Below are 8,419 nucleotides of genomic sequence, written 5' to 3' on the forward strand. Positions count from 1 at the left end.
CGCCTCCACCACATCCACATCCGCCGCAGACAACCCCGCACTCGCCAACGCCTGACGAATCACCCGCTGCTGCGACGGACCATTCGGCGCCGTCAGACCATTCGACGCACCATCCTGATTCACCGCCGAACCCCGAACCACCGCCAACACCGCATGCCCAAGGCGACGGGCGTCGGACAACCGCTCCAACACCAGCATGCCGACGCCCTCCGACCAGCCGGTGCCGTCGGCGGCGTCGGAGAAGGACTTGCAGCGGCCGTCGGAGGCCAGGCCGCCCTGGCGGTCGAAGTCGACGAAGGTCTCCGGGGTCGCCATGACGGTGACGCCGCCCGCGAGCGCCAGCGAACACTCCCCCGACCGCAGGGCCTGCGCGGCCATGTGCACGGCGACCAGCGAGGATGAGCAAGCGGTGTCGATGGTGACGGCCGGGCCCTCGAGGCCCAGGGTGTAGGCGACCCGGCCCGAGGCCACGCTGCCGGCGGTGCCGTTGACCACGAAGCCGCGCAGGGCCTCCGGCAGGCCGTCGCCGGCCGCCGGGTAGTCGTGGTACATCACCCCGGCGAACACACCGGTGGCGCTCCCCTTGAGCGTCAGCGGGTCCATCCCCGCCCGCTCCAGGGCCTCCCACGACGTCTCCAGCAGGAGCCGTTGCTGCGGGTCGATGGCGAGCGCTTCGCGCGGGGAGATCCCGAAGAAACCCGCGTCGAAGTCGCCCGCGTCGTACAGGAACCCGCCCACGCGGGCGAAGGACACGTCGGGCAGGGACCAGCCCCGGTCGTCGGGGAAGTCGGAGATGCCGTCGCGGCCGTGTGCCGTCAGCTCCCACAGCTCCTCGGGGGAGCTCACCCCGCCCGGATAGCGGCAGGCCATCCCCACGATGACGATCGGGTCCCCGGTCACGGCGGGGGCGGCGGCCACCTGCCGGGTGGCGGTGGTGCCCTGGCTGCGCGCGCAGAGGAAGTCAGCGACGGCCGCGGGGGTGGGGTAGTCGAAGATGAGGGTGGTGGGCAGCCGTACGCCCGTGGTCTCGGTGAGCTGGTTGCGCAACTCCACCGAGGTCAGCGAGTCCAGTCCGAGGTCCTGGAAGGTCAGCGACGGATCCACGGCCTCGGCGGAGGGATGCCCGAGCACCGCGGCGACCGCGGCCCGTACCAGCCGGGACACCGCGTCGGCGAGGTCGGCCCCCGTCAGCCCCGCCAGCTCGGCCAACGGGTCGGGTCCCGCGCCCGGCGCGCCGGCCGCCACCGCCCGCCGTACCGGGGCGGGCACCAGTGCGCGGAAGGGCGCCGGCACGGTGCCCCGGGCGCGCAGCGCCGCGCGGTCCACCTGGGCCGCGACAACAGCAGGTTCACCCGCGGTCGGCGCGGCGTCGAACCAGGCCAGCCCCTGGTCGACGGTGAGTGGTGGCAGGCCGGCCCGCGCCATGCGGCGCATCTCGGCGTCCGTGAGGGTGCTCGTCATACCGCTGCCCTGCGGCCACGGACCCCAGGCGATGGCCAGGCCCGGCAGCCCCTGCGCGGCCCGCCGCCGTACGAGGGCGTCGAGGAACGCATTCGCCGCGGTGTAGCTGCCCTGCCCGGCGTTTCCCAGGACGCCGAACACTGAAGAGAACACGACGAACGCGGTGACGTCATGGCTCCGGGTGAGCTCGTGCAAGTGCCACGCACCGGCCGCCTTCGGCCGGAACACCGTGTCCAGTCGCTCCTCGGTCAGCGCCTCGACCAGCCCGTCGTCGAGCACACCGGCGGCGTGCACCACACCGGTCAGCGGATGTGCGGCCGGGATGTCGCCGATCAGCCGGGCGACGGCGGCGCGGTCCGAGACATCGCAGGCGACGACGGAGACCTCGGCGCCCAGCCGGGTCAGGTCCGCCACCAGGTCGTCGGCGCCTTCGGTGGCGCGGCCACGGCGTCCGGCCAGGACGAGATGGCGTACGCCATGCGCATCGGCCAGATGCCGGGCCACCTGGGCACCCAATCCGCCCAGTCCGCCGGTGACCAGTACGGTGCCGTCGGTGTCCCAGACGGCCTCCGGGCGCGACTCGGCGGCAGGCTCCGAGGGGCGCACGGGGGTCAGCCGGGGCGTCAGCAGGCGGCCTACGCGTACGGCGAGTTGCGGTTCGTCCAGCTCCAGTGCCGCGCGCAGCGGCACGGCCGTGGGCGGGGTGTTCGTGCCGTCCAGGTCCAGGAGGACGAAACGGCCGGGGCTCTCCTGCTGCGCGGAGCGGACCAGCCCCCACACCGCCGCGCCCGCCAGATCGGGGGAGGCGTCGGTGTCCGTCGCGACCGCGCCCCGCGTCACAAACATCACCGCAGGCCTGTTCTCAGGCCCGTCCGCGTCTCGCAGATCCCGCTGCAAGCGGTCGAGCACCGCCGAGGTGGCGGCGCGCACCGCGTTGAGCGCGTCGTCCTCGGGCGCGGCCCCGGCCGGTGCGGCGACCGGGACCAGGACCACATCCGCCGGTGCCGTCGCCTCGTCGACCACGGTCTCGCCCGCCGAGCGCAGCGCGTCGGCCAGCCCCCAGGCGTCCGGGCCCGCCACCGCCCACCGACGGGCCTGACCGTCCTCCGCCGACGGCGCCGCGTCCACGGGCGCCCAGTCCAGGCGCAGGAGCGGTTGTCCGGCCCGGCCGCCGCCGTCGGGCGGGTACGGGAGGAGGGCCAGCGAGCGTACGGAGGCCACCACCCGCCCCTCCGTGTCGGCGACGGTCAGCGTGACCGCGTCGTCGCCCGCCCGGCTCATCCGGACCCGCAGCACCGAGGCGCCCGAGGCGTGCAGCGACACCTCCGTCCAGGCGAACGGCAGCCGGCCGCCTGCGGAGTCGTCGAGCCCGGTGTACGACACGATGTGCAGCGCGGCGTCGAGCAGTGCCGGGTGCAGCCCGAACGCGGCGGCGTCGCCCGCGATGTGCTCGGGCAGCGCCACCTCGGCCAGCACGGCGTCCTCGGTCTGCCAGAGCGCGCGTACGCCCCGGAACGCCGGGCCGTAGTCGAAGCCGACCGCGCTCCGCCGCTCGTAGAAGCCGTCGAGGTCGAGCGGTGCGGCGTCGGCCGGTGGCCAAGTCCGTCCGTACGCCCACTGATCGGCCGCACCGAGCTCTCCGGGCGCGAGCACGCCCGTGGCGTGCTGGACCCACGGCGCGTCGGGTGCGTCGTCGGGGCGGGAGTAGATCCCCAGGGTCCGGCAGCCGGTGTCGTCGGGCGGGCCGAGGGCCACCTGGACGGGGATGCCGCGGTGTTCGGGCAGCGCCAGGGGCGCGGTCAGGGTGAGTTCACGTACGAGGCCGCAGCCGGCCTCGTCACCCGCCCGGACCGCCAGCTCCACGAAGCCGGTGCCGGGGAAGAGCACCTGTCCGGCCACCACATGGTCGGCCAGCCAGAGTTGGGCGGTCGTCGACAGGACGCCCGTGCACAGCAGCCCTCCGGTGTCCGGGAGTCGCACGACCGCGCCCAGCAGCGGGTGTTCCGGCCGATCGAGGCCCGCCGATGCGACATCGGCCGCACCGGCTGTCCGTCCAACCCAGTAGCGCTCGCGCTGGAACGCGTACGTCGGCAGCTCCACCCGCCGCGCTCCGGTCCCGGCGAACAGGGCGGGCCACCGTACGGGGACGCCGTGCGCGTGCAGACGGGCCGCGGCGGTCACGGCGGCGGTGTCGTCGTCCTCGCCGCGGTCCGTACGGAGCATCGGCACCGCGGTGACGCCCGGCAGCTCGGCGAGGTTGTCCCCGGTGAGGGCCGTCAGTGTCGCGTCGGGGCCCAGTTCCAGGAACACCCTGGACCCGGCGGAGGCGGCCGCGGCGATCGCCGCGGCGAACCGCACCGGGCGTACGACATGGTCCACCCAGTACTCCGGTGTGCTGATCTGCGCCGCGTCGACCATCTCGCCAGTGACGGTCGAGACGATGGGGACGCGCGGCTCCTGGAAGACAAGCCGCTCGACGACCGCCCGGAAGTCCGCCAGCATCGGGGCCATCAGTGGGGAGTGGAACGCATGGCTGACCCGCAGCCGCGTGGCCTTCCGGCCCCGCGCCTCGAAGCGGGCCGCGATGTCCGCCACGGTCTCCTCGTCGCCGGAGAGGACCACCGAGGACGGGCCGTTGACCGCGGCGAGTTGCGCCCGGTCGGCGTGGTCCGCGAGTAGCGGCTCCACCTCGTCCTCGCCCGCCCGCAGCGCCACCATGGCCCCGCCCTCGGGCAGCGCCTGCATCAGTCGGCCACGTGCGGCCACGAGGGCACATGCGTCGCCGAGGGAGAGCACACCGGCGATATGCGCGGCGGCGATCTCTCCGATCGAGTGACCGACGAGAAGGTCGGGGAGGATTCCCCAGGACTCGGCCAGCCGGAACAGCGCCACTTCGAGCGCGAACAGCGCGGGCTGCGCGTACTCCGTACGGTCGAGCGCATCGGCGTCCGCGCCGAACATCACCTCGCGCAGCGGCCGGCCCGGCTCGCCGTCCAGCAGCGTGCACACCTCGTCGAGTGCACGGGCGAACACGGGGAAGCGGTGGGCGAGCTCGCGACCCATGCCGATGCGCTGCGCGCCCTGACCGGCGAACAGCAGTGTCAGGGGCCCGGCGCTAGCGGCGACGCCCCGCGCCGCCTCCACCACGCCGTCCGGAGTGGACAGCAGCACCGCGCGGTGCTCCAGCTGGGCGCGGGTCGTGGCGAGGGAGTAGCCGATGTCGGGCGCCAGGGCGCGGGTGTCCGCGTCGGCGTCGGCGTCGGCGTCGGCGTCGGCGTCGGCGTCGGCGTCGGCGTCGGCGAGGAAGGAGTGCAGCCGGTCGAGCTGGGCCCGCAGCGCGGCGTCGGTCCGTCCCGACACCGGCCAGGGCACCACGCGGGGGGCGGCTTCGGGTGTTGTGTCCGGGGGCGCGAGCTCCGCGGCGGTGGCCGGTGGCGGCTCGTACGGTGCCTGTTCGACGATGACATGGGCGTTGGTGCCGCTGATGCCGAACGAGGACACGCCCGCGCGGCGCGGCCGTTCCGCCTGCGGCCACGACGTCGGCTCGGTCAGCAGCTCCACCGTGCCCGCCGTCCAGTCCACATGCGAGGACGGCGCGTCCACGTGCAGTGTTCTGGGCAGCGTGCCATGGCGCATGGCCATGACCATCTTGATGACGCCCGCGACACCCGCCGCGGCCTGGGTGTGTCCGATGTTGGACTTGATCGACCCCAGCAGCAGCGGACGTGTCGCGTCCCGGCCCTGGCCGTAGGTGGCGAGGATCGCCTGCGCCTCGATGGGGTCGCCCAGCCTGGTGCCGGTGCCATGTGCCTCGACGGCGTCCACGTCCGCGGGGACGAGCCCCGCCCCGGCCAGCGCCTGGCCGATGACCTGCTGCTGGGACACGCCGCTCGGTGCGGTCAGCCCGTTCGACGCGCCGTCGGAGTTGACCGCCGAGCCGCGCAGCACCGCCAGGATCCGGTGGCCGTTGCGGCGGGCGTCCGACAGCCGCTCCAGCACCAGCATGCCCACGCCCTCGGACCAGCCGGTGCCGTCGGCGGCCTCCGCGAACGCCTTGCACCGGCCGTCCTCGGACAGCCCGCCCTGCTTGGCGAACTCGACGAAGATGCCGGGCTCGGACATCACAGTGACGCCACCGGCCAGGGCCAGCGAGCACTCGCCGCCGCGCAGCGACTGGGCCGCGAGGTGGAGGGCCACCAGCGACGAGGAGCAGGCGGTGTCGACCGTGAGCGCCGGTCCGCGCAGCCCGAGCGTATAGGCGACCCGGCCGGACAGGACGCTGGGAGAGGTGCCGGTCAGCGCATAGCCCTCGGCGTCGCCGGTCGCCTCGTGCAGCCGCGGGCCGTAGTCCTGGGCCATCGCGCCGACGAACACACCGGTCCGGCTGCCGTGCAGTGACGAGGGCGCGATCCCCGCCCGCTCGACCGCCTCCCAGGTCACTTCGAGGGCCAGTCGCTGCTGGGGATCCATGGCGAGGGCTTCCCGGGGCGAGATCCCGAACAGCGTCGCGTCGAACCGGTCGGCGTCGTACAGGAAACCGCCCGGCCGCTGTGTGGCCAGCACCTCGGCCGCCCAGCCGCGGTCGGCCGGCATCGCGGAGACGGCGTCCACTTCGCTCGCCACCAGGTCCCACAGCGCCTCGGGGGTGTCGGCCCCGCCCGGGTAGCGGCAGCCCATGCCCACGATGACCACCGGCTCGTCGGCGGGCGCGGCGGGGGCCCGGGGCGGGGTCTCGCCGGTGCCGGTGGCACCGCTGGTCTCGGTGGCCAGCCGGGCGGCGATCCGGTCCGGTGTGGGGTGGTCGAACAGCGCGGTGTTGGGCAGTCGCAGACCGGTGGCGGACTTCAGCCGGGCCACGAGTTCCACGGTCATGGTGGAGTCGAAGCCGAGTTGTTTGAACGTCAGGCTCGCGTCGACCCGCTCCGGTTCGGCGTAGCCGAGCACCATCGCGGTCTCGCCCCGCACCAGCCGCGCCATGTCCACACGCGGCTGCCTAGCTGCCGGTTCCGCGGGCGCGGGTGCCTCACCTGGTACGGGCTCGGGGGCGCCCGGGGGCGTGGCGGCGCCGTATTCGGTCAGCTGACCCGCCGGTTGTCCGTCCAGCCAGTGGCGTTCCCGTTGGAAGGCGTAGGTGGGCAGTGCCACTCGCCTGCCGCCGCGCTGGGCGAAGTACGCGTCCCAGCGCACCGGGACGCCGTGGACGTGCAGTTCGGCCATCGCGGTCAGTACCGTCAGCGACTCTTCGCTGCCGGGGCGGAGTGTCCTGACGACCGCGGGGGGCGTGTCGGTGGGACCTTGAGCGTCCTCGGCATCCGCGGCGCTTGTGGGAAGCTGGTCGAGGCATTCCCGGGTCATCCCGGTGAGCACCCCGTCCGGGCCCAGCTCCAGGAACGCTCCGACGCCCCGGTCCCGCAGGGTACGTACGGTGTCCGCGAAGCGGACGGTCTCGCGGGCGTGTCGCGCCCAGTACTCCGCGGAGCACAGCTGCTCGGCGGTCGCGAGTTCGCCGGTGAGGTCGGACACCACGGGGATCCGGGGCGCGGTGAGGGACAACCCGGCCACGACCTGGCGGAACTCGTCGAGCATGGCGTCCATGCGGGGCGAGTGGAACGCATGGGAGACCCGCAGGCGCTTGGTTCTGTGCCCCGAATCGGCGAAGTGTGCGACGACGTCCTCGACCGCGCCCTCGTCGCCGGCGACGACCACGGACGCCGGGCCGTTGACCGCCGCGAGGGAGATCTCGTGCTCGCGACCGGCCAGCAGCGGACGTATCTCGTCCTCGGGGGCCTGGACCGAGGCCATCGCGCCGCCGGCGGGCAGCGCCTGCATCAGCCGGCCGCGCGCCGCCACCAAGGCACAGGCGTCGGCGAGGGACAGCACCCCGGCCACGTGGGCGGCGGCGACGGCCCCGATCGAGTGCCCGGCCACGAAGTCCGCGGTGACGCCCCAGGACTCCAGCAGCCGGAAGAGGGCCACGTGGAGGGCGAAGAGCGCGGGCTGGGTGTAGGCGGTGTGGTGCAGCAGATCGGCCTCGTCGGTGCCCTCCGGCACGAACATCACCTCGCGCAGCGGCTTTTCGAGGTGTTCGTCCATCAGGGCGCAGACGTCGTCCAGCGCCCGTGCGAACACCGGATACCGCCGGTACAGCTCCTGACCGGCCCCGGCCCGCTGCGAGCCCTGGCCGGAGAACAGGAACGCGGTGGTGGCGGCAGAGCGCGGCGCCGAGCCCTGGATCGCACCGCTGCCGGGGGTACCGTCGGCGAGCGCGGTCAGGGTGCGCAGTGCGCCGTCCCGGTGCCGGGCGAGGACCACGGCGCGGTGGTCGAACGTGGCCCGCGTCGTGGCCAGGGAGAAGCCCACGTCGGCCATGGCCGCCGGACTGGTTTCCGGGCCGCCGGCCGCGTCATCCGCACCGTCCGCGCCATCCGCACCGTTCGCGCCACCATCGCCGCCTTGGCCGGTCACATGGGCCGCGAGCCGGGCCGCCTGGGCGCGCAGCGCGTCCGGTGTCCTGCCCGACAGCAGCCACGGCACAACGCCGAGTTCGGGGTCCTCGGGGCCCTCGCCGTCCTCGGCCGCCGTGAGGTCTGTGGCCGGTCCCGCCACGGCGGGTGTGGCGTGTCCGAGCGACGCCGCGTCCGATACGACGAGGTGACAGTTGGTGCCGCCCATGCCGAAGGACGACACCCCGGCCAGGACCGAGCCGTGGTTGGCGGGCCAGGGGCGCGCCGCCGTCACCACGTCGAGGCGCCACTCGTCGAACCGTATCCGCGGGTTGGGCCGCTCGAAGTTCAGGCTCGCGGGCAGGGTCCCGTGGCGGAGCGAGAGCGCGACCTTCAGCAGCCCGACGATGCCCGCCGCGCCCTCCAGGTGGCCGACGTTGGTCTTCGCGGAGCCGACCAGCAGCGGCTCGTCGGCGGGGCGGTCGCGGCGGCGGCAGGTTGGCAGTCATCGAGCC

General features: G+C 74.3%; 1 protein-coding gene and 1 pseudogene. Both read right to left on the reverse strand.

The features are described 5' to 3' along the window. Positions 1-8,202: SDR family NAD(P)-dependent oxidoreductase (locus tag ACWDSL_RS50100; protein WP_450496043.1), on the reverse strand; the 8,202-nt coding region annotated here is incomplete at its 3' end. 102 nt (positions 8,203-8,304) lie between these two features. Next, a pseudogene (locus tag ACWDSL_RS50105) lies at positions 8,305-8,409 on the reverse strand (hypothetical protein); the annotation flags it as partial. Between the last annotated feature and the right edge of the window lie 10 nt (positions 8,410-8,419).

This window comes from Streptomyces sp. NPDC000941 (genome assembly GCF_053599555.1).